Below are 332 nucleotides of genomic sequence, written 5' to 3'. Positions count from 1 at the left end.
ATGACCTACTCTCACATGGGGAAACCCCACACTACCATCGGCGATGCATCGTTTCACTGCTGAGTTCGGGATGGGATCAGGTGGTTCCAATGCTCTATGGTCGTCAAGAAATTCGGTAGCCAGGTCGCTTGCCTTACGGCGCACGCTCCAGCGAATGGGTATGTGATAGATCTCGGTGTTTGTGAACAATCGAACTTTCGGTTCATTTCGTCTTCACACACCGCAATCTGGTGCCCTTTCAGGTCAGCAAATTGCTTGGGTGTTATATGGTCAAGCCTCACGGGCAATTAGTATTGGTTAGCTCAACGCCTCACAGCGCTTACACACCCAAC

1 rRNA gene is annotated in these 332 nt (G+C 50.9%); it reads right to left on the bottom strand.

Annotation, left to right across the window (positions count from 1 at the left end):
- A 5S ribosomal RNA gene (gene rrf, locus QMX98_RS34925) occupies positions 1–108 on the bottom strand; the annotation flags it as partial.
- Positions 109–332: the final 224 nt, after the last annotated feature.

Origin of the sequence: Pseudomonas sp. PS02303, from assembly GCF_029959925.1 — a bacterium.
Lineage (GTDB): Bacteria > Pseudomonadota > Gammaproteobacteria > Pseudomonadales > Pseudomonadaceae > Aquipseudomonas > Aquipseudomonas mandelii.
This window is presented reverse-complemented; position numbering and strand designations above follow the sequence as displayed.